We start from the raw sequence: 25,569 nt of genomic DNA, 5'->3' as shown, positions 1-25,569 counted from the left end.
GGTGCACCTGATCGTTCACTGCACTGTACTGCGAGGCGGCCCATGACAGCACTGTTCGCCCTGGCCACCAGCCTCCTGTGGGGGCTGGCCGACTTCGGCGGCGGGCTGCTGACCCGGCGGATGCCCGCGTTGACGGTGGTGGTCGTCTCGCAGACCATCGCGGCCGCGGTCCTCGGCGCGCTCGTGCTGGCCACGGGCGGCTGGAGCGAGGCGGGACCGCGGCTCTGGTTCGCGCTCGCGGCCGGCCTGGTCGGGCCCGTCGCCCTGCTCTCCTTCTACCAGGCGCTCGCCCTCGGCCCGATGGGCGTCGTCTCACCGCTCGCCACCTTGAGCGTGGCCGTGCCCATCGGCGTCGGGCTCGTCCTCGGCGAACGCCCCGGGCTGCTCCAGGCCGCCGGGATCGCCGTCGCCGTCCTCGGCGTGGTCCTCGCGGGCGGACCGCAGCTCAGAGGCGCGCCGGTGCAGCGGCAGGCCATCCTGCTCACCCTGGTCGCGGCGCTCGGCTTCGGTACGGTGTTCGCGCTGATCGCCGAGGCGTCGACCACGGTGACCGGCTTGTTCCTGGCCCTGTTCGTGCAGCGCCTCGCGAACGTCGCCACGGGCGGTGCCGCCCTGTACATCGGCATGCGCAGGGGCGCCGCGGCCCTGCCGGACGAAGGCCTCCCCTGGCGGTCCGTCCCCGCCCTGGCCTTCGTCGGACTCGCGGACGTCGCCGCCAACGGCACGTACGCCCTCGCCGCCCAGCACGGTCCGGTCACGGTGGCCGCCGTGCTCGCCTCGCTCTATCCCGTCGTCACGGCACTCGCCGCGCGGGGCTTTCTCAGCGAACGGTTGCGCCCGGTGCAGGCGGCGGGCGCGGGCCTCGCCCTGGTGGGCTCGGTGCTGCTGGCCACCGGCTGAGTCAGGCCTCGGCGTCCAGCTCCGCGAGCCGGGCGACAGCACCGTCGTCGAGCTCCGAGAGCGCGAGCAGTTGCTCCGGCGTGACACCGTCCGGGATCGGCACCGGAGCGGGTGTCCTGAGCGGCGGCTGCCATCCGGTCTCCGGGGTCCAGCGCCGCACGACCCGCGCCGGGGCCCCGGCCACCACGGCATGGTCCGGCACATCACCACGTACGACCGCCCCGGCGGCCACCACCACGTTCCGCCCGATCCGTGCGCCGGGAAGGACCACGGCGCCCGTGCCGATCCAGCACCCCGGGCCGATCTCCACCGGCTCCATGCGCGGCCACTGCTTGCCGATGGGCTGCTGCGGATCGTCGTAGGAGTGGTTCGTGGAGGTCACATAGACGTACGGCCCGAAGTAGCAGTCGCTGCCGATGGTGACCGTGGTGTCGGCGATGACATGGCTGCCCCGGCCGAGAACGACGCCGTCACCGATGCGCAGGATCGGCTCGGGGCCGAGGTCGAGGTCAGGCATCAGCCCGGCGGTCAGCGTGACCTGCTCGCCGATGATGCAGTGGGAGCCGAGATGGATCCAGGGTTCGCCGAAGACGGTGCCCAGCGGGAAGGCGAGCCTGGTACTGGTTCCCATCGCGCCGAAGCGGAAGCGGCCCGGGTGCTCGGCGGTCACGGAGCCCGTGCGCTGCAACCAGGCCCAGCCCGCGTGCACGGCTCGCTGCGCGAGACCGTGACGCCATGACGAGAACGTGTTCTTGCTCCTGAGCACCCGCTCACCGTACTCAGCGCCGGGTGCGCCGATGCGTCAGGACGGCTGTGATCTTCGCCCCACCCATGGCGTACGGTGCCGGTGGACCGACCAGGAGGAGAGGCAATGACGCACAGGGCGCTGATCGCGGGCATCGGCGGCAGGGATCCCCAGGTGGACCGGGAGGCGTTCGTGTCGCCCACGTCCTCGGTGATCGGGGACGTGACGCTGCACGCGGGCGCGAGCGTCTGGTACGGCGCGGTCCTGCGCGGCGACGTCGAGCGGATCACCGTCGGGGCGAGCAGCAATGTGCAGGACAACTGCACGCTCCACGCCGACCCCGGTTTCCCGGTCTGTGTCGGTGAGCGTGTCTCCGTCGGGCACAACGCCGTGGTGCACGGCGCCACCGTCGAGGACGACTGTCTCATCGGGATGGGCGCGACGGTCCTCAACGGCGCGGTGATCGGCGCGGGTTCCCTGGTCGCCGCTCAGGCGCTGGTGCCGCAGGGCATGCGGGTGCCCCCGGGTTCACTCGTGGCGGGCGTGCCCGCGAAGGTCAAGCGTGAGCTGACCGCCGAGGAGCGCGAGGTGATCGCGCTGAACGGAACGATGTACGCGGACCTGGCGAGGGCCCACCGAGAGGTGCACGAAAAGCCCTGAGGCTCACTCGGCGGCCGGGACGGCCTCCCGCTCGGCCGCCTCCTTCTCCTGCGTCGCCTTCTTCGCCCTGCGCCTCACGACGAGCATCGACGCGACCCCGATGACCACCGCCGCCACAAGACCCAGCCAGGAGAACTTCTTCAGCCAGGACTCGGCGACGACGCCCACGTAGTAGATGACCGCGGTGGTGCCGCCGGCCCAGACCACACCGCCCAGCAGGTTCGCGGTCAGGAACTTCCAGTACGGCATCCGCAGCACACCGGCGAGCGGTCCGGCGAAGATCCGCAGCAGGGCGATGAAGCGGCCGAAGAACACCGCCCACATGCCCCACTTCTCGAAGGAGCGCTCGGCGGTGGCGACATGACCCTCGCTGAAGTGCCTGGGGAACCGCTTGGCCAGCCAGGCGAGCAGCGGCCGGCCCCCCTTGCGCCCGATGGCGTAGCCGATGGAGTCGCCCACCACGGCACCCAGGCTGGCGCAGGCGCCGAGGACCACGGGGTTGATACCGGAGTGCTGGGAGGACAGCAGCGCGGCCGACACCAGGACGATCTCGCCGGGCAGCGGAATACCGAGGCTCTCCACGCCGATGACCAGGGCCACCACGGCGTAGACCGCGGCCGCGGGCACCGTGTCGAGCCATTCCTGGACGTGCAACGCCGGCTCCTCCCGTTCCACTCTGCGCCATCCGTGTCGTGCGCGACGGCGGCGCGCTTCCCCCTCGGACGTACCCCGGGAAGCCTACCTGCTCGGCCCCTTTGCACACGCCCTCGCCCACGGGGATCCACGGTGCGCAGCGGTCTCGGCGCCCGGTGCTCGATCACGCCCCGGCGCGCCCGTCACGCTCCGGAGCGCCTGTGTCGCATACGCTGCGAAAACGTCCAGAATCGGGTCCTCGGCAGCCCGGACGGACGGGACCGCCGCCCGGTGGCGGCTTCTCGCACAGGCCCGGACGGCGCAGATGCCGGATGCGGAAGAGGTGTGGCATGAGTTCCCCAGGCGTGCACCTACGGGAGATCACCGACGACAACCGGGAAGCCGTTCGCGCGCTGCACGTCCGGCACGACCAGAAGCAGTTCGTCGCCTCCGTGTCCAAGTCGCTCAAGCAGGCGGCAAAGGACCCGGAGGCCAGACCCTGGTACCGGGCCGTGTACCGCGGCGACGAGCCGGTCGGTTTCGTGATGCTGTCGTGGAAGCCGCCGACCGGCCCGTACGCGGGGCGGCACTTCCTGTGGCGTCTGCTCGTCGACAAGCGGTACCAGGGCCAGGGGATCGGCCGGGAGGCGCTCGCGCAGGTCATCACCCTGGTCCGCGAGGACGGCGCCACCGAGCTGCTGACCAGCTACGAACCCGGCGACGGCGAACCGTGGCCCTTCTACCGGAAATTCGGGTTCGTGCCCACGGGTGAGCTCGACGACGACGAGATCGTTCTGCGGCTCGGCTTCTCCGAACAGTGAGCCCGGGCGCGAACGGCGGCCCGCCCGGCGCCATGCCTTGATCACCCGGCCTCCCCGGGGTCGACACCCCGCACCGGCGCGGCGACGGGTGTCGCCCCGCGCCACCCGCGGCCGCCGGCAGGGCCCATGCCGACGGCCGGGGCCGCCGCCCGCCGCGGGGCCGATTCGGCGAGGCCGTCAGCGGCAGTCACCGCGGGCGCTGTCGGCGGCAGCGGCCAGGCGGACGCCGCGGAGTCGTCCGGCGGAGTCGACGGTCGCCCGCAGCGACGTCACGGACGGCATCCGGTCGTCGTGGTAAGGGTAGGTGACGGTCCACGTCCCGTCCCCGCCGTCGCCGGCGCGCTCCACCGCCGGTCGCTTCCGGTCGGCGGTGGGGTAGCGCAGGGCCACGTACCGGCCTGCGGCCCGCTCGGCGGCCGCCTCGTCGGGCACGGCTCCGGCGGAGCCCGGGATGGTGTACCCGGCCGTCGCGTCCGTGGCCTCGGGACCCACCGACACGTCGATCTGGAACCGGTCGCGGTCGGGCCAGCTCAGGGAGGCGATTCCGCTGGGTTTCAGCTCGGCCCACACCTCTTCGTTCACGCCGTCCACGCCGCACGGCGTGTTGTCCGAGACGCTGACGACCCTGAAATCGTCACCGAGCGCCGTGCGGACCGCCTGACCGATCACCGTGCGCTGTTCCGCGGACGCCTCCCTGCTCGGCTCGGCGTGATCGACGACCCGTACATCGACGACGGTCGCCATCACACAGGCGACGGCCGCGAATCCCGCCCCGGCCACGACCGGCCACCCGCGGCTGCGACCGGGCCAGGGCGACAGCCGCGAACCGGCGAGGCGCAGGGACAGGACCCCGAGGCCCACGCCCACGGCGCCGCCCACGACATTGGTGATCAGGTCGCTCGAGTCGCAGTAGCGGCCGATGACGGGAAGACACGCCTGGGCGGTCTCGATCCCGCAGGCCAGCAGGACGGTCAGCAGCAGCGGCGGCATCGGCCGCCGGGCCGCACGCACCCCGAAGAAGCCGATCGGCACGAAGAGGGCGACGTTCATCCAGCCCTGGGCCGTCCCGAACGGCTCCCACAGGTCCTTGCTGATCGTGCATCTCACCACTCCCGTACCCACGGGCCGGAGCCACAGCGTCAGGAACAGGGTGGCCGTCGTCATGGCCGCCCACGCCCCGTAGGCCCAGGGCCGGTCGGTCCGGTCACGGAGGAGGAGCGTGACGACCCCCAGCACCGACGCCGAGACGAGGGCGACGAGGAGGACGTACACGAGGTGCCCTCCGAAGACGAGAGCGAACAATGTCGTGCCTTTCGCGAGCGCGAGGAGATCGATCGACGACGCACGGGATCCGGCGCATCGGAGATCACCATGGCGCCCACAGGTCATGGCGGTTGGCTCAACACATGACCAAGCTGTAACGGGCGGTCGGGTGGGGTCGGGCCACAACAGGACCGAGGTTCGGTCGACTGCGTACGGCGGAGGATGCGCGGGCCGGTCCCCGTCATGGAGCTCTACGCCGGCACGCCGAAGGGCCCCGCCCGGGAGTCGCCCTCCCCCGGCCGGGGCCCTTCGGTGTCCTGTCCTGCCGTGTCAGCTGTTGGGGCGCAGCGTCCACACCACGGTCATCTCCCCGGTCACGGCGCCGTCCCCGCGTCGGACGGCGATGGTGACGGGGAACTCGGGGCGCCGGCCGGCGTCGAGTTCGGCGATGATCTCGGCGGCGGGACGGCCGAGCGTCGCGGTCGCGGTGACGGGGCCCATCGCGAGCTTCTTGTAGGCGATCTCGGCGCTCACGGCCAGCGGCACGGCACGCGACAACTGCTCACCGAAGGCGGCCAGCACGATCGCGCCGCTCGCCGACTCCCCCAGCGTGAACATCGCACCGGCGTGCGGTCCGCCGACGTGGTTGTGGAACTCGCCCTGGTCCGGCAGGGCCACCACGGCCTTCTCCGGCGTGGTCTCCAGGAACTCCAGGTTGAGGGTCCTGGCCATCGGCACCGTGGCGGCGAGCATCTCGCCGATCGACGTCTGGTCTGCGCTCATGGCTGGATGTTACCCATCGGTAGCGACCTCTGGCCAGGGCACGGACCGATCGCGTACCGGGTCTCTTCGTGGAGGGCCGTGCGGCCGTCGTGGCGCGACGGGCAGGCGCCCGGCGCCACCGTGCGGACCGGCGACGGCGCCCCGCGATTCCCGGTGCACGTCGATGTGCTCAACTCCCTTTTCCGGTACGGGTCTGACGATGGGCAGTGACCGAAACGTGTCACAGGCGGCACTAGGGTTATGGCCCATGTGGCCAGGACAGCAGCCGCCCGGGGGCGAGCAGAACCCGCAGAACCAGAACCCCTACCAGCAGCCGGGGTACCAGCAGCCGAACCCGTATCAGCAGCCGGGTTATCAGCAGCCCAACCCGTACCAGCAGCCCGGCGGGCCGCAGTGGGGGCCGCCCACGCCCGTGGGCGCACCGCAGCCGCCCGGTGGCGGCGGCAACCGGACCAAGGTCGTCGCGATCGTGGCGGCGGCGGCCGTCGTCGTCACCGCGGGCGTCACGGCTTTCCTGGTTCTCGGAGGCGACAAGGACGACAAGGCCGGGGGCGACGACACAAAGCCGTCGACCAGTGCCTCGCAGAGCGCGACCCCTTCGACGTCCACGTCCGACAACCCGCGCGGCGGCGAGAGCGAGAAGCCGACCGTCCCGGGCTGGAAAGTCGTCGTCAACCCCAAGTGGGGCACGGCCTTCGACGTGCCGCCGGAGTGGGACGTGAAGTCGCCGGGGCTGCTGATCGGGTTCGAGGACGACAACCCCAAGGCCGAGGGCAAGCCGCTGATCACCATGTCCGCGCCCGCGTTCCTCAAGGAGAAGTGGTGCACGTCCGACGACAACAAGGACGGGCAGACCGACGACAAGGCGCTCGCCGGGACCGGGACCAAGGGCGCGAGCGGGGCCAAGTCCACCGATGAGGTGGCGGTGAACCAGGTTGCCTGGTGGGTGTACGGCGGCTACACGCAGCCGGACAAGAAGAGCATCACCTTCGACAAGAAGGCCAAGCCGTACACCACCGCGGCGGGCATACAGGGCAGCATCGCCTGGGCCCGGTCCAAGAACACGCCCCAGAAGGGCACATGCGCCTCCGACGGCAAGGCCGTCACGTTCGGCTTCAAGAACTCCGCCGGCGACTTCGTCGCCTGGAGCCTGTACGGCGCCACGGGCGTGAAGGACGAGGTCCCGGACGCGACGATCTTGAAGATCCTCAGCACGGTACGCCTGCACGGCGACCCGACGGCGTCCTGAGCCCACGCACCGGGTGCCGCTCGAACCGTGGCACCCGGTGGAGGTCGAGCCGCCGTCAGCCGATGGTGAAGGCCCCGTCGGGCGGTTCCGGTGACGCGACCGCGTTCTCGTCGTGCACGGGCCCGGCGTCGCCCATGAAGTCCCGCAGCGCTTCGCCGTGTTCGACCCGGGCCGGGAAGGCGTCCGCAGCGGTGCGGCGGGACAGCGGCGCCACGTCGAGCGCCCGGTGGGCGGCGATGAGCACCGCGTTGCCGAAGCGCCGTCCACGCAGCACGCTCGGCTCGGCGATCAGTGCGAGTTCCTCGAAGGCCTCGGCGAACGTGGCGAGTTGGGAGCGCAGGAAGCCGAAAGGCGCGGCGTCGGCCAGGTTCGCCAGATAGACGCCGTCCGGACGCAGCGCCCGTTCAGCGGCGCGCGCGTACGCCACCGTCGTCAGATGGGCGGGCACGCGGGAGCCGCCGAAGACGTCCGCGATCACCATGTCGGCGCTGTCCGGGGGAGCGGCCTCCAGCCAGGCTCGGGCATCGGCCGGGTGCAGCGTGATGCCGGAGCCGGCGGGCAGGGGCAGCTGCTCCACGACGAGTTCCAGCAGGGCCCGGTCGGCCTCGACGACGTCCTGCCGGGAGCCGGGCCGGGTCGCCGCCACGTACCTCGGCAGGGTGAGCGCGCCTCCGCCGAGGTGCAGCACGTCCAGAGGCCGCCCCGGCGGTGCGACCGTGTCGAGCACATGCCCGAGCCGTCGTGCGTACTCGAACTCCAGATGCGTCGGCTCGTCCAGGTCGACGTACGACTGCGGTGCCCCGTCCACCGTGAGCAGCCAGGCGCGCTCCCGGTCGACGTCGGGCATCAGCTTGGCGACGCCGTGATCGACGGTGCGGGTGACGGGTATGGGCTCGCTCACCACTCCATTGTGCCGGGATCCGTCGCTGCCGGGCACCGCGACAACCCCGCGGGAAGCGGGGGACCGCGCCACCGTCCCGTGACGGCGCGCGGTTCCCCACCCGGCGGGACCGGTCCCTCATTCCACGGCTGTCACCGTGCCCGCGCCGACCGTCCGGCCGCCCTCGCGGATCGCGAAGCCGAGGCCGGGCTCCAGCGGTACGTCCCGGCCGAGCTCCACCGCCATGGTCACCGTGTCGCCGGGCCGAGCGACGGCCGACTCACCGAGGTCGATGTCGCCGACCACGTCCGCGGTGCGGATGTAGAACTGCGGCCGGTATCCGGTCGACACCGGTGTCGTCCGGCCGCCCTCCCTCCCGGACAGCACGTACACGCGCGCCGTGAAGCGCCGGCTCGGTGTGACGCTGCCGGGCGCCGCGACGATGTGCCCGCGTCGGACCGCGTCGCGCGGCACTCCCCGCAGCAGCAGGGCCACATTGTCGCCGGCCTGCGCCTCCTCCATCGGCTTGCCGAAGGTCTCCAGGCCCGTCACGACCGTCTCCAGACCGGCCCCGAGCACGTCGACCCGGTCGCCGACGCGGATCGTGCCGCGCTCTACGGCGCCCGTGACGACCGTGCCGCGGCCGGTGATGGTGAGCACGTTCTCCACCGGCAGCAGGAACGGGGCGTCCAGATACCGCTCGGGCATGGGCACATAGGTGTCCACGGCGTCGAGCAGCGCCTCGATCGCACTGGTCCAACGCGGGTCCCCTTCCAGGGCCTTGAGCCCGGAGACGCGTACCACCGGTACGGAGTCGCCGGGATATCCCTGTGCGGAGAGCAGCTCGCGGACCTCGAGCTCGACGAGGTCGGTGAGCTCCTCGTCGCCGGCGTCGGCCTTGTTGAGGGCGACGACGATGTGGTCGACGCCCACCTGCCGGGCGAGCAGCACGTGTTCGGCGGTCTGCGGCATGATCCCGTCCAGCGCGGAGACGACGAGAATCGCTCCGTCGAGCTGAGCGGCCCCGGTGACCATGTTCTTCACGTAGTCGGCGTGGCCCGGCATGTCCACGTGCGCGTAGTGCCGGGTGTCGGTCTCGTACTCGACGTGGGCGATGTTGATGGTGATGCCCCGCGCAGACTCCTCCGGGGCGCGGTCGATGCGGTCGAACGGCACGAACGTGCCGGTGCCGCGGTCGGCCAGCACTTTCGTGATGGCGGCGGTCAACGTGGTCTTGCCGTGGTCCACATGGCCCATGGTGCCGATGTTCAGATGCGGTTTGGTGCGCACGTATGCCGTCTTGGGCATGGCTGTACCTCGAAGCCTTCTCAGAGTGGTGCCGAGTGACGGCCCCGGCGGTGGGAGAACCGGCCGGGACGGGGACCCCAGGAACCTGCCGACCCTCCCCCTCCGGGGTCCGCCGGACGATCCGGGGAGGGTCAGCTTCGGGCGCCGTCGACGGCGGCCACGAGGATCAGGACGGCAGCCTTCGGAGCATCCGCGGCAGCGGATGCCGTGAGGACGAAGGCGAACCGGAACATGTGGCAGATCATCGCCGAAAGCCGCGACCGGCGTCGAATGGTTTTCGCAGGCAGCCGAGTTCGACGGGTCGACGGCGGGATGAAGGCTTCCCGAACAGTGACGCCGGGGAGACGAACCAGACGGCGATCAGACACATCGGTCGGTTAGTGTCGACGAATGCTCGATGCCACCACCCGCTCTGGGGGCACCGCCACGGCCCGGGCCCAGGCCGCCGCCACGGAGCCCGCCACCACGACCTCTCCCCAGGCCGCCGCGCCGCCCACCGCCGCGCCCGCGGTCGTTCCACCGGTCGGATTCGCCGCCCGGTGCACCCGGGTACTGCTCTCACCGTGGTCACGGCTGTCCCTGCTGCTGGTGCTGCTCGCTTCCGCCGCGACCTGCATGCTGGTGTTCGAGCCGCAGCGCCTGGTGACGCACGGCTGGCCGCCGCAGTTCGGGGGCGCCGCGGCGGCCGCCGTCTTCGCGCTGGCCTACGGCCTGATCACGGTCGCGTTCGTGCCGCGCCCGCTGCTCAACCTCGCGGCCGGCGCGCTGTTCGGCTCGGAACTGGGCACGGGCACGGCGCTCGTGGGCACGGTGCTCGGGGCCGCGATCTCCTTCGGGCTCGGCCGGGCACTCGGACAGGACGCATTGCGCCCGTTGCTGCGGGGCCGCTGGCTGAAAGCGGCCGACGGGCAGCTCAGCCGGCACGCCTTCCGCTCCATGATGGCGGCACGGCTGTTTCCCGGCCTTCCGTTCTGGGGGGTGAACTACTGCGCGGCCGTCTCACAGATGCGGTGGACGCCCTACCTGCTCGCGACGGCGCTCGGCTCGATCCCGAACACCGCCGCGTACGTCGTCGCCGGCGCCCGTGCCGGCACGCCGACCTCGCCCGTCTTCCTGATCGCGATGGCCTTCATCACGGTGCCCGCGCTGGCGGGCGTGGTGGTGGCCTGGCGCAAGCGCCACCACCTGCGCGGGCACTGAGGGCTCAGACCGCCTCGAGGACCATGGCGTTGGCGAGGCCGCCCGCCTCGCACATCGTCTGCAGCCCGTAGCGGGCGCCCCGTGCGCGCAGTGCGTGCACCAGGGTCGTGGTCAGTCGGGTTCCGCTCGCGCCCAGCGGGTGGCCGACGGCGATCGCCCCGCCGTGCACATTGACTTTCGCGAGGTCGGCCCCGGTCTCCTGCTGCCAGGCCAGGACGACACTGGAGAAGGCCTCGTTCACCTCGAACAGATCGATGTCGTCGAGGGTCAACCCCGCCTTGCGGAGCACCTTTTCGGTGGCGGGGATGACGCCGGTGAGCATCAGCAGGGGGTCGGAGCCCGTCACGGCGAAACTGTGCAGGCGGGCCAGCGGGCGCAGACCGAGACGGGCCGCGGTCTCGCCGGACATGATGAGCACGGCCGACGCGCCGTCGTTGATGGGGCTCGCGTTGCCGGCAGTGACGTTCCACTCGATCTGGGGGAACCGCTCGGCGAAGCCGGGGTCGTAGTACGCGGGCCTGAGCCCGGCGAGGATCTCGGCACTGCTGGACGGCCGGATGCACTCGTCGCGGACCAGTCCCTCCAGGGGGGCGGTCTCGGCGTCGAACAGGCCCGCTTCCCAGGCGGCCGCGGCCCTGCGGTGCGAGGAGACGGCGAAGGCGTCCATCTGCTCTCGGGTGATGGACCACTTGGCGGCGATCAGTTCGGCGCTGATGCCCTGCGGGACCAGCCCGTCCGGGTAGCGTTCGGCGACGCCGGGCCCGAAGGGGTCCTTGCCGGCGGGCACGTTGGACCACATCGGCACCCGGCTCATGGACTCCACACCGCAGGCCACGACGATGTCGTAGGCCCCCGAGATCACGCCCTGCGCGGCGAAGTGCACCGCCTGCTGCGACGAACCGCACTGCCGGTCCACGGTGGTAGCGGGCACCGTGTCCGGGAAGCCCGCGGACAGGACGGCGTACCGGGTGGTGTTCATGGCCTGCTCGCCCACCTGGTCGACGGTGCCCCCGATGACGTCGTCGATGAGGGCCGGATCGACTCCGGACCGCTCGACGAGGGTGCGCAGCGTGTGCGCGAGGAGTTCCACGGGGTGGACGTGGGCGAGGGCGCCGTTCGGCTTGCCCTTGCCCACCGGGGTGCGTACGGCTTCGACGATCACGGCGTCGCGCATGGTGCGGGCCTCCTTGCCCGGCGTGTGCCGGTGTGACTGTTACCGGTGAGTAGGAAATCCGGATCCACCATAACGCTGAGAGTTGGAAAAACAAACCCATACCTAGAATGGGCTCATGGCCGCCTCCAAAGACCCACGCCCCTGCTCGATCGCCGACACGCTGGCCCTCGTCGGAGAGAAGTACTCCCTGCTCGTCATGCGCGAGGTCTGCCTCGGCAACGGACGCTTCGACCAGCTCGTGCGCAACATCGGTGCACCGCGGGACATCCTGGCGACGCGGCTGAAGCGCCTGGTGGAGGCGGGGATCCTGACCAAGAGGAGGTACAGCGAGCGCCCGCAGCGCTTCGAGTACCTGCCCACGGCGGCGGGCCTCGAGCTGGAGCCGGTCCTCATGACGCTCATGGCGTGGGGCGACCGCCATCTGCGCAAGGACGGCGATCGCCCCATGGTGATCGAGCACAAGTGCGGCAGCGAACTGGTTCCGGTCCTCACCTGCTCCGCCTGCGGCGAGGAGGTCCGCCGCGGCGAGAAGACGGCGCACCCCCAGGCACCGGGCTGGACGGTGTCCGGGCCGACCGCGGCCTAGCACCGCCTACGACGTCTCCTCGTACACGTCGAGCCGCCCGCACATCCCGAACTTCCCGAGGGCGGACGGCCGGCGGGCCCGTACGACCGCCTCGGCGAGGTGAGAGACGTCGCCGCGCTCCAGACGGTCGAGTTGTTCACCCGTCGCCACCGCCGCGGCCCGCGCACCCGTGGACCACCGCGCACGCCACTCGGCCAGCCGCGGCCGCACCAGCGCGGCGGCGGCCCGGTGGAAGGCGACCAGCGGCTCCGGGCCCTCCGCCTCGCGCAGCGCCCGGAAGCCCTCCAGGGACAGATCCCGGCGGGCCCGCGCGATCCGCTCGCGCTCCGCCTCGGGTGCGCCCGCCGGGATCACCGTCGCCGCCGCGTAGGCCTCCGGATCGGCCAGGTACTCCGCGGGCAGGGTGAGAACGGCGTCGCCCGCCTCCGGCAGCCCGCCGTTCTGCATGAGCACGGTGATGCGCAGCTCGTCCTCGTCGACCAGCCGGTGGACGGTGCCGGGCGTGAACCAGGCCACGGTGCCGGGCTCCAGCGGGGTGACCTCGAAGCCGGACGTCGTCAGCGTCTGCACCGCACCACGGCCGCCGACCACGACGTACGCCTCCGAACAGGTCAGATGCAGATGGGGGGTTCCACCGCACAGGCCGTCGGCGGCGGGCCAGTCGTAGACGGACAGCTGCGAGACGGCCACGGCGCCCGGCAGTCCCGTGAACCCGCCGGAGCTCACCATGGGTGCTCCTCCAGGTAGGCCGCGACCTGCTCACGCTCCCAGGCGCCGTCCGCCACCACCACGCGGTAGCGCCGGCGCAGCGTGTCGCCCGGGGCCAGCTCCAGCTCCTCGTGGAAGGCCCAGGAGGGGGCGAGCGCCGCGAAGGGCTCGGTGCGGACGAACCAGTGGGCGGGGTGGGTGCCCCGCTCCCCCAGGTGATCGTTCTCCGGGGCGTGCACGAAGACGAGTGTGGCCTGCCCGTCGGTGCCGTCGTGTTCTCCCGCGTATGCGAGCCAGGGCGCCTGGCGCCCCATCGGCCAGGGCCCGCCGGGATCGGGCCCGATGACCCGGCCGCCGCGGAAGGCCCGTGGCCCACGCCAGAACAGCCCGGTGTAGCCGGCCGACTCCCGCCCCGCCGTGGTCGGACTGCCGAAGCCCAGGGCCTCGCCGCGGCGATTGGTGATCGAGGAGGTCCAGGTCAGCGCCCAGGACCGGGAGGCCGCGTCGACGTCGTGGACCTCGATGCGGCGCTCCTCCTCGGCCCACAGCGCACCGCCGTGCGGATGCCAGGTCAGGCGTTCGGCGATGACCGCACCGCCGTCGTCCGCGGTGATCTCGTCGAAGCCGGCGTGCGCCATCGAGCCGACCAGCTCAGGCAGGGCGAGATACCCCTCGCCGTGGACGTAGGTGTTGCCGCCCCACAGGTTCTGCCCGGACAGGTGCGAGGCGGTCAGCTGCAGCCCCTTGTGCCAGCGGTGATCGTGGGGCCGGTAGCCGGTGACGATGTCGCCGGCGAGCGTCCGCATCGGGTGCAGATACGGCTTGGGTGCCTCCCAGGCCGACTCGGGGGCGTAGACGTAGGCGAACAGTTCGACGCCGGTCGTGGGCTCGGTGAGCGTGATGCGGTCGCCGTGCGTGTGCACGACGCGCGGTTTCGCGGTCATGCGGAAACCCCCCGGCACGGTCCCGCCACGGACGCGCCGCTCCCCGTGGGCGCCCAGCCGGGGGCGCCTCCGTGCAGGGCCGTGTAGAAGGGGTCGCCCGGACCGATGTCCCCGGCGCGCACGGTCGTGTCGGTGAACGCGGACTTGTACAGGGCGGTGATCAGCTCCAGGCTGGACCGCCCGTCCGCGCCGCTGCTGCGGGGCCGTTCACCGGCGCGCATGCTCGTGACCAGCTCGCGCAGCTGCGCCAGATGGGAACTCGGCACGTCGGCGCCGAAGTCCCGCCAGCCCGCGGCCTCTTCCTCGGGCACCCCGGGCGCGGGCGTGATGCGCCAGTCGCCGTTGCGGTGCCCGTACAGATGGGTCAGCTCGACGGTGGCCCGCTCGCAGTCGATGCGGATGCGGCTGGTCTCCTCGGGGCTGAGCACACTGTTCACGACCGTGGCGAGGGCGCCGTTCCGGAAGCGGACGAGCGCCGTCGAGACGTCCTCCGTCTCCACCTCGTGCACCAGGCGCCCGGCCATGGCCCGCACCTCGCTCCAGGCACCGAGCAGGTCCAGCAGGAGGTCCATCTGGTGGATCCCGTGCCCCATGGCGGGTCCGCCGCCCTCGCTCCGCCACCGGCCGCGCCAGGGAACGGCGTAATAGGCCGCGTCGCGGTACCAGGTGGTCTGGCAGTGCGCCACCAGCGGTCGGCCCATGGCCCGTCCGGCGAGCAGCCGCCTGACGTGCCGGGCACCGGAGCCGAAGCGGTGCTGGAAGACGATCGCCGCGTACGGGCCGCCGTTCGCCCCTTCCTCCGCCTCGACGGCGTCGAAGTCGGCCAGCGCGGGCACCGGTGGCTTCTCGCACCACACCCAGGCACCGGCCCGCAGCGCCGCGACGGTCTGGTCGCGATGCAGGGCGGGCGGCGTGCAGACGACGACCAGATCGGGCCGCCGCTCCGCGAGCATGCGGTCGAGGTCGCGGTACGCGTGCGGGATCCCGCCCTCCGCGCAGAGCCGCCCGACCGCGTCCGTGTCGATGTCGACCGCGGCGACGATCTCGAGTTCGCCCTCGGCGCCGAGCCGGGCGAGCGCGGGCAGATGGGAGCCGCGCGCGATGCCGCCGGCGCCCACGACGGCGGCCCTGATGCGCCGGCCGGCGAACGGGGACGTCGGACGGCCCGGACGCGGGTCCGGGCCGGGAACTTCGTCGGGTTTCGGGTCCTGGGTGGTGTCGGGACCGGTGGCTTCGGCGGCTGGGGACGCATCGCGAGCAGTGGGCATGGTCGTGATCAGCGCTCCATCGGACATGACGTCGGACGTCGGTCAACGCGTGTCGAGTTCCGAGGACTGCGGGGTGGCAAGCGCTTTCTCCCCGGTGTTACGAAAGCACCCGTCCGAGGGGTGGTCAACACCGTGTACCGCCCCTGACCCGGGCCGGGTGGAGCGCTCCGGCGCGCGCGGTTCGGCCCGAGCGCCCCAAGCGTTGGTAAAGCCCCGGTGCAGGCACCGCCGTGCCGGGGCGCTACGCTGCGGCCCTGCGCACTTGATCGACGGCTTCGGCACGGCAGCCGGCGTTCGGTGCGCCCGCCGCCGTTTCCACGATCAGCGCTTGGACCCCGTCACTCCATGTCTTGGCTTGAATCCCTCATCCTCGGGCTCGTCCAGGGGCTGACCGAGTTCCTCCCCGTCTCCTCCAGCGCCCATCTGCGGCTCACCGCGGCCTTCGCGGGCTGGAAGGACCCCGGGGCGGCCTTCACCGCGATCACTCAGATCGGCACGGAGGCCGCGGTGCTGATCTACTTCCGCAAGGACATCGCGAACATCGTCTCCGCCTGGTTCCGCTCGTTGTTCGACAAGGAGATGCGGCAGGACCACAACGCGAAGATGGGCTGGCTGGTGATCGTCGGCTCGATACCCATCGGGGTGCTCGGCGTGACGCTGAAGGACCAGATCGAGGGTCCCTTCCGCGATCTGCGGATCACTGCGACCATGCTGATCGTCGTCGGCGTGATCATCGGTGTCGCGGACCGGCTCGCGGCGCGGGACGAGACCGGCGGCAGGCACCGGGCGGCGAAGCAGCGCAAGACGCTCGAAAACCTGAACACCAAGGACGGACTCGTCTACGGTCTCTGCCAGGCGATGGCGCTGATTCCCGGCGTCTCCCGCTCCGGCGCCACGATCAGCGGCGGCCTGTTCCTCGGCTACCAGCGCGAGGCGGCGGCCCGCTACTCCTTCCTGCTGGCCGTTCCGGCCGTCCTCGCCTCGGGCGTGTTCGAACTCAAGGACGCCGCGGAGTCGGGACATGTGAGCTGGGGACCGACCCTGCTGGCAACGGTGATCGCGTTCGCCTCGGGCTACGCGGTGATCGCCTGGTTCATGAAGTTCATCTCGTCGAAGTCCTTCATGCCCTTCGTGTGGTACCGGATCGCCCTGGGCGTGGCCATCATCGCCCTGGTCACCGCGGGCGTCCTCAGCCCGCACGCCGCGGAGTCCGCGGGCTAGCAAGGAAGGGGCGGAGGAGGCTCGCGGCATCCTGTGTGAGGCATGTGACGGGGCCGCGCCGACAAGTTCGGCTCTGCGGCTTCGGCGTTCGAGTGGGAGCATGGCGCGACGGTCACGCACACACCGAGGAGCCGCCCTCATGAGCCATCGCCCCCACCCGAACATCGGCCGTGCCCGGCACCAGGTCGACCGACACGCGGCCGGGGTGCCACCGAAGGCGGAACCCCCTCGGCTCGTCCCGCGTCTGTGCGTACCGGCGACCGCGCTCCCGCCTGCGACGCGACCGGCATCTGCGACGGCGGCCCGTCTGCCCGCCTCGTTCCGGCCGCACCCGGTGAGCCGCGAGGAGGTGGCCGCATGAGCGAGAGTGTCGACCCGTACGAGCTGAGGGCCCGCCAACTGCGCATCCTGGCCAAACTGCACCGCAAGCGCGCCGCCGAACTGGACAGGACCGCCGCGGCCATGCTGGCCTCACGCTCGATGCGTCGCCTTGTGGACGTGCTGACGCAGGCCGAGATCCGTGATCTGGCCGAGCACCCGGACCTCGCCGAACTGAACGTGCAACTGGACGGCTTCTACGGCAACAACCCGGTGGACCCGGACGAGGGGAACACCGAGTGAGCGATGCGGGCCGGTCGCCTTCGCCTCGGCTCCTCGCCCCCCTTGCGGCCAGGCGGCCACGTCCGACCCACCGCATGACGAAGCGGCAGCCGTACGGGGGAGGCAGGGACGCGTTCTGCGCCCCCGCCCGGCCTCACGGCCGGGCCGTTCGACTGCCGCACAGGCGACGCTATGCCCCACCTGACGCGCCTGTCACCATCCCGGCCGAGTGAGGATCGGCTCGGATGTCACGGCTGTGACGGCGCGTCGTGCAGCGTCCTGTCCTCGCGGAAGTGTCCGTCCGGGACACCGGCGCCCGCCACGCGGCCGAAATCCCTTTGCCGTTGCCCGGTGGGGCACTCGACACTGAACTCATGCTCGGCTTCGTCAGAACCGACAACAACGCCCTCGTCGCATGCCTGGGTGACCCGCAGCGCACGGTCGCGGCGTATCGGGAACTGCTCCGCCGCGGGACGGACGCGGTGCGTGCCGTCCGGGCCGGCCTGTACGACGAGGATCCGGCCGTCCGCGAGGGCTGCTGCCGCCTTCTTGATCATTTGGTCGACATCGAGTCCATGGACGCCCTCGTCACCATGGTCGACGACCCCGACCCGCGGGTCAGGATCGCCGCGTTCCACGCCCTGGCGTGCGACCGGTGCAAGGGCGACACCTGCGCTCCGGGCGCGGACCGGGTCCTCGACCCCGCACTGCGCCATCTGGCCACGGACCCCGACCGGCACGTCAGGGCGAGAGCCGCCGAGCTCGTCGGCAAGTTCGCCCACTCCGACGCACGCGCCGCCGCCGCGCTTCAGCGGTCCCGCGCCGCCGACCCGGACCCCGCGGTGCGGAAGAAGGCAGGCTGGTTCGCACCCGGCGGAACCATCCACGAACGAACCCTCCCGCCGGACGCACGGAGGACACGCTCGGGCCGCACGCGGGATTCATGAGGTCGGGGTGAGCAGCCGGGCCCGGGGGGCGCGCCCCGGCTCGGGCACGATCCGGTCACCGCGTCACGGTTCGTTCCCCCTCCGCGACACAATCCCCCAACTCCCGCCCACAGAAGCGATCGTGACCAACCACATACTGCGCGCGTAGCCGCGCGGTAGCGTGCTGTCAGCCCTTGCCCCTAGGCTTGTCCGCATGTCCCCCGATTCCATGAGCCCTGGTTCCGCACGGTCCGCCGACGATGTGAACGAGCGGATCCGTGCGCTGTGGCTGCGGGCCGGCGGCACGCTGTCGGCTCAGGAACGCGCGGAGTACGAGCTGCTGGTCGTGGAGTGGGCGGAAGCGATGCGCGGCGAGATCATCGAGGCGGCCTGAGCGGCCCACTCGCCGTCGCCGAAGACGATCAGACCGCCGTCAGAGCCTCGCTCCGGCCGTCACCGTCCTCCGGACACCCTCAGCACGGCACCAGTGGTGTACGAGGACTCCGGGGAGATCAGCCAGCAGATCGCCGCGGCGATCTCCTCCGCCCGGCCGGGCCGGCCCAGCGGAACGGTGGGGGCCACACGGCGGGGACGCTCGGGATCGCCCATCGCCGCATGGATCTCGGTGTCGACGATCCCCGGCGACACAGCGTTGACGCGGATGCCGTCCGGACCCAGTTCCTTGGCGAGACCCACGGTCAGGGCGTCGACCGCGGCCTTGGACGCGGCGTAGTGGACGTACTCGCCGGGGCTGCCCAGCGTCGCCGCGGCCGAGGAGACATTGACGATGACCCCGCTCTTCCGCCGGATCATCATCCGGGCCGCGCGGCGTGAACACAGCAGCACGCCCAGGAGGTTGACCTCCACGACGCGGCGGAGATCGGCGGTGTCGGCGTCCACCAGCCGGCCCGGCGGGCTCGTCACGCCCGCGTTGTTCACAAGGCCCGTCACGGCTCCGAGTTCCCGGGCTGCCGTCTCGAAGAGACGGTCCACGTCGGGCTCGTCGGAGGTGTCGGCCCGCACGGTGACACACCGTCCGCCGGCGGCGCGTACGGCGGTCGCGGTCCGCTCGGCCGCAGCGTCGTCCCGTACGTACGAGAGCGCCACGTCGTGTCCTTCCGACGCGAGCCGCACACACGTCGCGGCGCCGATCCCCCGGCTTCCGCCCGTGACCACAGTGACGGGACGCGTCATGGATGTCTCCTCCTGCCGAACACACGTGGACGGATCATCGCACGGTCGCACACCGCGGGCTCATTCCGGGCGGCGAGCGAGGAGGACCCGCCCGGCAACAGCACCGCGCGGCAGCGGAGTTCGGCTCCGGGCGGCCGCCCCTGACAAAGCTCCAGGCCCGGACGGCGCACTCGCGACACGCCGTCAGGGCCGCGTTTGCACCCGACCGGCCGCACGAGATCACTCCGGGGGCATATCCGATATGGCAGCCAAAAGTTGCTATCAGTACGTTCATCGGAGATCGGCTGCCCGGCCGGCGTCTCTGCGAGAGAAGGAACTGACATGCCGACGCGTACCATCTCCGTGACCGCCGCCGCAGTGGGCGCTGCGGTCCTTGTCACCGCCGGAATCACCTACGCCTCCACCGCCGAATCCGCCAAGGCCGCCCCATCCGCCGAGCGAGCCGCCCCCGCGGCCCACAAGGCGGCCCCGTCCCTGCGGACGGCCATGGCTCCGCTGGAGGCCGTCCCGGCCGCAGCCCCGCAAGGTGGCGACACCTCGGGCGGCGGAAACAACGGGAACAACGGCGGGAACGGCCAGAACAACGGCCAGAACAACGGCCAGAACAACGGCGGGAACAACGAAAACAACGGCGGGAACAACTACGGGAACGGCGGGAACAACGACGACCGCGGCGGATACGGGGGAAACAACGACGACCACGACGACCGTGCGGGCGGTGGGGACCGTGGATACCGCCAGAAGAGGATCGGAAGGATCTACTTCAACGAGCGGTCGTTCTCCGCCGCCGTCGACGGCTGTGTCCCCGCGGCCAGCGGACTGGGCTCCACCAGCTTCAGTGTCGACAACGACAGCGACAAGATCGTCGAGGTCTACCGCGGCTTCAACTGCGACAACGGCTCCCCGGTTGCCACCGTGGGCCCCTACGGCAGCACCTTCGGCGTCGTGACCGGCAACAACGACTACGGCGACGGAGGCTACGGAAGCCGCTTCGGGGGCGGCCTCGCAGGCCTCCTCCTGGACAACGCCGTCGCGGGGAGTTTCCGCGTCATCGACCGCCACCACTACGAGTGGTGATCACGCTCCCGGGAGCGCTCGGATCACCGGCCCGCCGGAATCGGGCCTGGCGATCACGGCGTCCCGGGCCGGCCGGACCGCCTGCCCCGCCGTCCGCGGTCAGGCGGTCCGCCATGTCCTGAACCCTCGGCACACCTCTTGGCTGCGCGTCCTCCGTCCCCAACACTGAACCGATGACCCAGCGCGTGGAACTCGCGACCGTGATGGACCGGCTGGCCCTCGACGGACTCGTCACCGAGTACGCGGTGGCCGTGGACGACGGCGACTGGACGGCGTACCGAGGGCTGTTCACGGCGGACGGGCGCGCCGACTACCGGTCGGCCGGCGGCATCGAGGGGGAAGCGGGGCAGGTCGCCGAATGGCTGGAGGCGACGCTGCACCTGTTCCCGATGCGCCAGCACCTGATCGTGAACCGGCGGGTCCGATTCGGCGCCCTGGCGCACGACGTCGGCGACACGGCCGGGATCCGGGCCGACTATGTCAATCCCATGCGGTTCGCGACGAAGGACGGTGAGCCGGCCGAGCCGGACTTCGTCTGCGGCGGACGGTACACGTTCGCGTTTCTGCGCACGGACGAGGGCTGGCGGCTGCGCGAAGTGGTCGTCGAGGAGAAATGGCGCCGCATGCCGCGTCCACGCGGTCAGGAGTCCGGCCCCTGACCGAGCCCTTCCCGCACACCTCCATGCCCTCTGTCGGAGATCTTCCGCGGCGCGCACACTGGAGACATGCACCGGGGAGGGATGCGCCGTATGAGGATGCCCAGCGACTGGCTCGCCTCCCGCTTCCGGCGCGGTGCCGCCGCCGCGCTCGCGGGCGCGCTGCCCATGTTCGCCTTCCCGGCACCCTCCTGGTGGTGGTTCGCCTACGTCTGCCTGGTCCCCTGGATCCTGCTGATCCGGACGGCCCCGACCGGCCGGCGCGCCCTGTACGACGGCTGGCTCGGCGGCTTCGGCTTCATGGTGGCCGTGCACCACTGGCTGTTCCCGAGCCTGAACGTGTTCACGTTCGTCATAGCGGCGCTGCTCGGCGCACTCTGGGCGCCCTGGGGCTGGCTGGTGCGGCGTTTCCTGGCCGCGACACCGACGCCCGGCCGGGTCGGCGCCGCCCTCGTCGTGCTGCCGTCCGGCTGGCTCCTGGTGGAGCTCGTCCGCTCCTGGCAGGGGCTCGGAGGCCCCTGGGGCCTGCTCGGGTCGAGCCAGTGGCAGGTGCAGCCCGCGCTGCGGCTCGCCTCGATCGGCGGTGTGTGGCTGCTGAGCTTCCTGGTGGTGGTGGTCAATGTGGCCGTCGCCGTACTGGTCTCGGTACGCGCCTCACGGGTCCCCGCCGTGGCCGGTCTGGTGGCCACGGCCGTCGCGACATCGGCCGCCTGGGCCTGGGCGCCGCAACCGGACCCCGACGGGCGGATGCGGATCGCGGTCGTGCAGCCGGGGATCGTCAGCGGCGCGGACAGCGGGACGAGACGCTTCGACCGGGAGGAGCAGCTGACCCGCGCGCTCGCCGGACAGCGTCTGGACCTGGTCGTGTGGGGCGAGAGCAGCGTCGGGTTCGACCTCGCGCAGCGGCCCGATCTGGCGCACCGGATCGCGGCGCTCTCCCGGCTGGTGAACGCCGAGATCCTGGTCAACGTCGACGCGCGGCGCTCCGATCAACCGGGCATATACAAGAGTTCGGTCCCGGTCGGACCGGACGGCCCGACCGGGCAGCGCTACGACAAGATGCGGCTCGTCCCGTTCGGCGAGTACATACCGGCACGTTCCGTGCTGGGCTGGGCCACCTCCGTGGGCAGGGCGGCCGGCGAGGACCGCAGGCGCGGCACCGAGCAGGTGGTCATGGACGTCGGGCACGGGCTGCGCATCGGACCGATGGTCTGCTTCGAGTCCGCGTTCCCCGACATGAGCCGCCATCTCGCCGAGGACGGCGCACAGGTGCTGCTCGCCCAGTCCTCCACGTCGACGTTCCAGCACAGCTGGGCGCCGCAGCAGCACGCCTCGCTGGCCGCGCTGCGGGCCGCCGAGACCGGCCGGCCGATGGTGCACGCCACCCTCACCGGTGTCTCCGCCGTCTACGGTCCTACCGGCGCACGCGTCGGCTCCTGGCTCGGGACCGATCGCAGCGCGTCGGAGGTCTACGACGTTCCGCTCGCCCGGGGCGTCACCCCGTACGTCAGGTTCGGCGACTGGCCCGTCCACGGGGCCCTGCTGGTCCTCGCCGGGCTGTGCGCGGCCGAGGGTCTGCGCGCGCTCAGAGTGCGACGGGGCGCTCCTGCACCGCAGCCACCACCCGCTCGCACAGTTCGTGAGTCGCCAGTGCGTCACGGGCACTGAGCACCTTGCCCGCGCGGACGGCGTCGAGGAAGGCCAGCGTGGCCTGCTCGATGCCGCGCTGCCTGGCCACCGGCACCCAGTCCCCGCGCCGGCGCACGGTCGGCTGGCCCTTGTGGTCCACGACCTCGGCGAGGTTGAGCACCTGCCGCTTGGAGTCCTGGCCCGAGACCTCCAGTACCTCCTCGGCCGAACCGCTCAGCCGGTTCATCACACCGAGCGCGGTGAAACCGTCGCCGGTCAGCTGGAGCACCACATGGTGCAGCAGTCCGCCCTGGACCCGGGCGCGCACCGTCACGTCGTCGACCGGGCCCGGCACCAGGAACCGAAGGGTGTCGACGACGTGGATGAAGTCGTCGAGGATCATGGTGCGCGGTTCCTCGGGGAGTCCGACCCGGTTCTTCTGCATCAGGATCAGCTCGCGCGGGTGCTCGGCGCACTGTGCGTACCCGGGCGCGTGGCGCCGGTTGAAGCCGACCGCGAGGCTGACGTCGCGCTCCTCCGCGAGCCCCACCAGTCGCTCGGAGTCGGCGAGTTCGTAGGCGAGCGGCTTGTCCACGTACGTCGGCACGCCCGCCTCCAGCAGCCGTGTGACGATCTCGGCGTGGGCGCCGGTGGGCGCGTGCACGAACGCGGCGTCGAGGCCCTGGGCGAGCAGTCCGTCGAGGTCCGCGTGCCGCTGGGCGGGCGGGAGGTGCAGGCCGTCGGCAACCCGCCCGAGCGTCGCCGGAGTGCGGGTCTGCAGATGCAGTTCGAGCCCCGGCTGCATCCCGAGCACCGGCAGATACGCCTTCTGCGCGATATCACCGAGTCCGATGCAGCCGACCTTCACGGGGTGTCTCCTAGGGGTTGCGGACCGGTGCCTTGCCGGAAGCATACGGCTGCTGCGGCGGACGCCAGCCGGCGATGTCCTCGAAGCCGCGCAGGAGGAGCCCGGGGGCGACCCGGGACAACGCGGCGATCGCGGCGTTGCGGACGGCGATGCCCGAACGGCTGCGGGTCAGACCCACACCGGCGGCCCTGACCGCCTTGCGGGCGACCACCGTCGTGCGAGGCAGCCGGGCGGCGGTGTAGGCGGCGAGGTCCTCGCCGTGATGGGCGAGCACGATCGCGTCCTCGACGGCCTGGTTGCCGCCCTGGCCGAGCTGGGGCGGCATGGCGTGGGCCGCGTCCCCGAGCAGTGCGACCCGGCCCGAGTGGAACGCGGGCAGCGGCTCGGCGAGGTGGTGCACGTCGTGCCGCAGGATCTCCTCGGGGCCGACCGCGGCGATGAGGGCGGGGATCGGGTCGTGCCAGTCCCCGAACCGGCGCACGAGTTCGGCCCTCTCGTCGTCCGGTGCGTGCAGGCCGGCGGGAGAGACGGCCGCGGCGTAGGCGTACACCCTGCCGTCCTTGAGGGGCTGTGTGCCCCAGAAGCGGCCCGGGCCCCATGTCTCGTGCGGTGCGAACTCCACGCCGGGCGGCGCCGAGACGAGCCGCCACGTGGTGAACCCGGTGTAGAGGGGCCCGGGGTGCTCCGGGAACAGCGCACGACGTACGGCCGAGTGGATGCCGTCGGCGGCCACCACCAGGTCCGCCTCCAACTCGCCGTCGGGAGTGGCGACGCGGGCCGGGCGTGTGGTGTCCCCGGGGTCGACGAGGCTCGCGGCGGACGCCGTACGGATCGTCCCCGGCGGGAGCTGTGCCGCCAGGGTGTTCACGAGGGTGGCGCGGTGCAGCAGCACGATCGGTCCGCCGAGGCGCTCGGCCGCATCGGCGGCGGCGAGGCGCGCGACCCAGCGCCCGGACGGAGTGCGCAGCCCGCCGTTCCCCTGCCAGGCGGCGAGGTCGCGGAGCTCGTCCCCGAGCCCGATGACATCCAGGGCGCGCAGGGCGTTCGGGGCCAGCGAGATGCCGGAGCCCACCGGATCGAGCGAGCCGGCCCGCTCCAGAACGGTGACCTGGCGGCCGGACCGGTGCAGAGCCGCCGCAGCGGTCAGCCCTCCGACACCGCCTCCTATGACGACGACCCGTGACGCCGGTGCCATGGCCCCTCCTTGTGCCGCGCATGCCAAACTACATCTGTAGTGAACAGATACGGCGACTCTACTACAGACGTAGTGCCACGGATAGGTTGGCGTTCATGTCCGCACGTACCGAAGGCTCCTCCCGCACCGACCTCATCGCCGACACCGCGCTCTCCCTGCTCGCCGAGCGCGGCATGCGCGGGCTGACGCACCGGGCGGTCGACGAGGGGGCGGGGTTGCCCCAGGGCTCGACCTCCAATCTGGCGCGGACCCGGCTGGCGCTGCTGGAGCTCGCGGTGCGGCGCCTCGCCGACCGGGAGGCCCGGGTGCTCGCGCCGCACGAGATGCCCGCTCCCACGAGTGGACCCGACCAGGTGGTGGACGCGCTGGCCCTGGCCGCCCACCGTGCCCTGACCCGGCACCGCGCGCTGACTCTCGCCCGGTACGAACTGGCCCTGGAGGCCACACGTCGGCCGGAGCTGCGCCGGCACTTCGACGCGGCCGGAGCCCGCTTCCGTGACCAGCTCAACGCCCTGGTCACGGCCTTGGGTTCGGCCGACCCGGACCGCCATGCGCTGTCGCTCGTGGCCTGGCTGGACGGGCTGATGTTCTCGTGCGTCGCGGGCTCCTTCACCGCCGACGTGCCCACCCCGGACGAGGTGCGTGCCGGCCTGCGGGAACTGCTCGCCGGCATGCTCCACAGCTGACGGCCGCCACGGGAACGGGTGACGGATGCCGCGGGAACGGGTGACGGCGCCGGGACCGGCCGGCGGCAACCGGGCGGACCGGCGTCAGCCGCGATGGACGCGGACCCTCCGTAGGGGGCGGGAGATCACCCATGCGGGGCATCCTGTGCCTGTCAGCTCCCCAAACCGGCCATGACCTTGCAGAGTTGCGCGGGTGCATCGAACGACGACGACCGCCGCGCTCCTGGTCACCGTGGCCGTCTCGGCCCTCACCGGCTGTGTGACCGTCCAGCGACCGCCGGCTTCCGAACCGCCGCCCTCCCCCACACGACCCTCGGCACCGCGCCCCGACGGCAGCACGGACCCCCGAGTCGTCCAGGCCCCGGCCCGGGAGGCACTGGAGATGGTCGAGCCCT

General features: G+C 71.9%; 27 protein-coding genes. 14 read left to right on the top strand and 13 right to left on the bottom strand.

Going from position 1 to position 25,569, the window contains the following annotated elements; translation table 11 throughout:
- The first annotated feature begins 42 nt into the window (after positions 1-42).
- The gene (locus ACSHXN_RS33885; protein ID WP_355132872.1) at positions 43-900 is read left to right on the top strand and encodes a DMT family transporter; all 858 of its coding nucleotides are present in this window, start codon (positions 43-45) and stop codon (positions 898-900) included.
- A 1-nt stretch (position 901) separates the two neighbouring features.
- Here ACSHXN_RS33885 and ACSHXN_RS33880 read toward each other — a convergent pair whose 3' ends face one another.
- Positions 902-1,666, bottom strand: coding sequence for an acyltransferase (locus ACSHXN_RS33880; RefSeq protein ID WP_355132874.1), 765 nt, complete (start codon positions 1,664-1,666; stop codon positions 902-904).
- 105 nt (positions 1,667-1,771) lie between these two features.
- On the opposite strand from ACSHXN_RS33880, the gene ACSHXN_RS33875 reads away from it, so the two are divergent.
- Entirely contained in the window at positions 1,772-2,305 is a 534-nt protein-coding gene (locus tag ACSHXN_RS33875; protein WP_438304820.1) for a gamma carbonic anhydrase family protein, read from the top strand.
- Between the two features lie 3 nt (positions 2,306-2,308).
- Here ACSHXN_RS33875 and ACSHXN_RS33870 read toward each other — a convergent pair whose 3' ends face one another.
- Positions 2,309-2,959, bottom strand: a complete 651-nt coding sequence (locus tag ACSHXN_RS33870) for a DedA family protein (protein ID WP_355133011.1) — start codon at positions 2,957-2,959, stop codon at positions 2,309-2,311.
- Positions 2,960-3,288: 329 nt separating this feature from the next.
- Here ACSHXN_RS33870 and ACSHXN_RS33865 point away from each other — a divergent pair, with 329 nt between their 5' ends.
- Positions 3,289-3,759: a GNAT family N-acetyltransferase gene (locus ACSHXN_RS33865; protein WP_355132878.1), complete on the top strand. Its 471-nt coding sequence runs from the start codon at positions 3,289-3,291 to the stop codon at positions 3,757-3,759.
- A gap of 177 nt (positions 3,760-3,936) precedes the next feature.
- Here ACSHXN_RS33865 and ACSHXN_RS33860 read toward each other — a convergent pair whose 3' ends face one another.
- Positions 3,937-5,061: a VanZ family protein gene (locus ACSHXN_RS33860; RefSeq protein ID WP_355802791.1), complete on the bottom strand. Its 1,125-nt coding sequence runs from the start codon at positions 5,059-5,061 to the stop codon at positions 3,937-3,939.
- 291 nt (positions 5,062-5,352) lie between these two features.
- Positions 5,353-5,805, bottom strand: coding sequence for a DUF4442 domain-containing protein (locus ACSHXN_RS33855; RefSeq protein WP_438304818.1), 453 nt, complete (start codon positions 5,803-5,805; stop codon positions 5,353-5,355).
- Between the two features lie 247 nt (positions 5,806-6,052).
- Here ACSHXN_RS33855 and ACSHXN_RS33850 point away from each other — a divergent pair, with 247 nt between their 5' ends.
- A complete protein-coding gene (locus tag ACSHXN_RS33850) occupies positions 6,053-7,054 on the top strand; it encodes a hypothetical protein (protein ID WP_355132884.1) in 1,002 nt (333 codons plus the stop codon).
- A 55-nt stretch (positions 7,055-7,109) separates the two neighbouring features.
- Here ACSHXN_RS33850 and ACSHXN_RS33845 read toward each other — a convergent pair whose 3' ends face one another.
- Both ACSHXN_RS33845 and tuf read right to left on the bottom strand, forming a co-directional pair.
- The gene (locus tag ACSHXN_RS33845) at positions 7,110-7,955 is read right to left on the bottom strand and encodes a spermidine synthase (RefSeq protein WP_355132886.1); all 846 of its coding nucleotides are present in this window, start codon (positions 7,953-7,955) and stop codon (positions 7,110-7,112) included.
- Between the two features lie 117 nt (positions 7,956-8,072).
- On the bottom strand, positions 8,073-9,242 hold the full coding sequence (gene tuf, locus ACSHXN_RS33840; RefSeq protein WP_355132888.1) for an elongation factor Tu: 1,170 nt from the start codon (positions 9,240-9,242) through the stop codon (positions 8,073-8,075).
- A 390-nt stretch (positions 9,243-9,632) separates the two neighbouring features.
- On the opposite strand from tuf, the gene ACSHXN_RS33835 reads away from it, so the two are divergent.
- The gene (locus tag ACSHXN_RS33835; protein ID WP_355132890.1) at positions 9,633-10,442 is read left to right on the top strand and encodes a TVP38/TMEM64 family protein; all 810 of its coding nucleotides are present in this window, start codon (positions 9,633-9,635) and stop codon (positions 10,440-10,442) included.
- A gap of 4 nt (positions 10,443-10,446) precedes the next feature.
- Here the strand turns inward: ACSHXN_RS33835 and ACSHXN_RS33830 are convergent, their stop codons facing one another.
- Entirely contained in the window at positions 10,447-11,616 is a 1,170-nt protein-coding gene (locus ACSHXN_RS33830; protein WP_355132892.1) for a thiolase family protein, read from the bottom strand.
- Between the two features lie 115 nt (positions 11,617-11,731).
- Between ACSHXN_RS33830 and ACSHXN_RS33825 the strand changes: the two genes are divergently transcribed.
- The gene (locus tag ACSHXN_RS33825; protein ID WP_355132894.1) at positions 11,732-12,202 is read left to right on the top strand and encodes a winged helix-turn-helix transcriptional regulator; all 471 of its coding nucleotides are present in this window, start codon (positions 11,732-11,734) and stop codon (positions 12,200-12,202) included.
- A gap of 6 nt (positions 12,203-12,208) precedes the next feature.
- On the opposite strand, the gene ACSHXN_RS33820 is transcribed toward ACSHXN_RS33825, so the two are convergent.
- From ACSHXN_RS33820 to ACSHXN_RS33810, 3 genes are read right to left on the bottom strand one after another with little or no spacing between them, the layout of a single operon-like run.
- Complete coding sequence (locus tag ACSHXN_RS33820; RefSeq protein WP_355132896.1) at positions 12,209-12,931, bottom strand: cupin domain-containing protein; 723 nt, start codon at positions 12,929-12,931, stop codon at positions 12,209-12,211.
- Positions 12,925-13,854, bottom strand: a complete 930-nt coding sequence (locus ACSHXN_RS33815; RefSeq protein WP_356295441.1) for a PmoA family protein — start codon at positions 13,852-13,854, stop codon at positions 12,925-12,927. The genes ACSHXN_RS33820 and ACSHXN_RS33815 overlap by 7 nt, the downstream gene beginning before the upstream one ends.
- Positions 13,851-15,122, bottom strand: a complete 1,272-nt coding sequence (locus ACSHXN_RS33810; RefSeq protein ID WP_438304815.1) for a Gfo/Idh/MocA family protein — start codon at positions 15,120-15,122, stop codon at positions 13,851-13,853. The genes ACSHXN_RS33815 and ACSHXN_RS33810 overlap by 4 nt, the downstream gene beginning before the upstream one ends.
- Before the next feature lie 345 nt (positions 15,123-15,467).
- Between ACSHXN_RS33810 and ACSHXN_RS33805 the strand changes: the two genes are divergently transcribed.
- The 4 genes from ACSHXN_RS33805 (at position 15,468) to ACSHXN_RS33790 (ending at position 18,263) form a co-directional block, all read left to right on the top strand.
- Positions 15,468-16,343: an undecaprenyl-diphosphate phosphatase gene (locus ACSHXN_RS33805; RefSeq protein ID WP_355132902.1), complete on the top strand. Its 876-nt coding sequence runs from the start codon at positions 15,468-15,470 to the stop codon at positions 16,341-16,343.
- Positions 16,344-16,700: 357 nt separating this feature from the next.
- Positions 16,701-16,964 (top strand): hypothetical protein, encoded by a 264-nt coding sequence (locus tag ACSHXN_RS33800; RefSeq protein WP_355132904.1) that lies wholly within the window; start codon positions 16,701-16,703, stop codon positions 16,962-16,964.
- 353 nt (positions 16,965-17,317) lie between these two features.
- Positions 17,318-17,890 carry a HEAT repeat domain-containing protein gene (locus ACSHXN_RS33795; protein ID WP_355132906.1) on the top strand — a complete coding sequence of 191 codons (573 nt, stop codon included), beginning with the start codon at positions 17,318-17,320 and terminating at the stop codon, positions 17,888-17,890.
- A gap of 193 nt (positions 17,891-18,083) precedes the next feature.
- Complete coding sequence (locus tag ACSHXN_RS33790) at positions 18,084-18,263, top strand: hypothetical protein (RefSeq protein ID WP_059126633.1); 180 nt, start codon at positions 18,084-18,086, stop codon at positions 18,261-18,263.
- A gap of 59 nt (positions 18,264-18,322) precedes the next feature.
- Here the strand turns inward: ACSHXN_RS33790 and ACSHXN_RS33785 are convergent, their stop codons facing one another.
- On the bottom strand, positions 18,323-19,063 hold the full coding sequence (locus ACSHXN_RS33785; RefSeq protein ID WP_355132908.1) for a glucose 1-dehydrogenase: 741 nt from the start codon (positions 19,061-19,063) through the stop codon (positions 18,323-18,325).
- A 321-nt stretch (positions 19,064-19,384) separates the two neighbouring features.
- Between ACSHXN_RS33785 and ACSHXN_RS33780 the strand changes: the two genes are divergently transcribed.
- The 3 genes from ACSHXN_RS33780 (at position 19,385) to lnt (ending at position 22,464) form a co-directional block, all read left to right on the top strand.
- Positions 19,385-20,140, top strand: a complete 756-nt coding sequence (locus tag ACSHXN_RS33780) for a hypothetical protein (RefSeq protein WP_438304810.1) — start codon at positions 19,385-19,387, stop codon at positions 20,138-20,140.
- 173 nt (positions 20,141-20,313) lie between these two features.
- Positions 20,314-20,799 carry a nuclear transport factor 2 family protein gene (locus ACSHXN_RS33775; RefSeq protein WP_355132912.1) on the top strand — a complete coding sequence of 162 codons (486 nt, stop codon included), beginning with the start codon at positions 20,314-20,316 and terminating at the stop codon, positions 20,797-20,799.
- Between the two features lie 90 nt (positions 20,800-20,889).
- Complete coding sequence (gene lnt, locus ACSHXN_RS33770) at positions 20,890-22,464, top strand: apolipoprotein N-acyltransferase (protein WP_355132914.1); 1,575 nt, start codon at positions 20,890-20,892, stop codon at positions 22,462-22,464.
- Here lnt and ACSHXN_RS33765 read toward each other — a convergent pair.
- Together ACSHXN_RS33765 and ACSHXN_RS33760 are read right to left on the bottom strand one after the other, a co-directional pair.
- Positions 22,382-23,293: a Gfo/Idh/MocA family protein gene (locus ACSHXN_RS33765; RefSeq protein ID WP_355132916.1), complete on the bottom strand. Its 912-nt coding sequence runs from the start codon at positions 23,291-23,293 to the stop codon at positions 22,382-22,384. The genes lnt and ACSHXN_RS33765 overlap by 83 nt on opposite strands.
- Before the next feature lie 10 nt (positions 23,294-23,303).
- Entirely contained in the window at positions 23,304-24,488 is a 1,185-nt protein-coding gene (locus ACSHXN_RS33760) for an FAD-dependent monooxygenase (RefSeq protein WP_438304807.1), read from the bottom strand.
- A gap of 95 nt (positions 24,489-24,583) precedes the next feature.
- On the opposite strand from ACSHXN_RS33760, the gene ACSHXN_RS33755 reads away from it, so the two are divergent.
- The gene (locus ACSHXN_RS33755; protein ID WP_355132920.1) at positions 24,584-25,174 is read left to right on the top strand and encodes a TetR/AcrR family transcriptional regulator; all 591 of its coding nucleotides are present in this window, start codon (positions 24,584-24,586) and stop codon (positions 25,172-25,174) included.
- Positions 25,175-25,569 lie beyond the last annotated feature (395 nt).

The sequence above is a fragment of the Streptomyces sp. HUAS TT11 genome (genome assembly GCF_051553595.1).
GTDB lineage: Bacteria > Actinomycetota > Actinomycetes > Streptomycetales > Streptomycetaceae > Streptomyces.
Note: the sequence above shows the minus strand (reverse complement) of the source record. Positions and strands in the feature narration are given on the sequence as shown.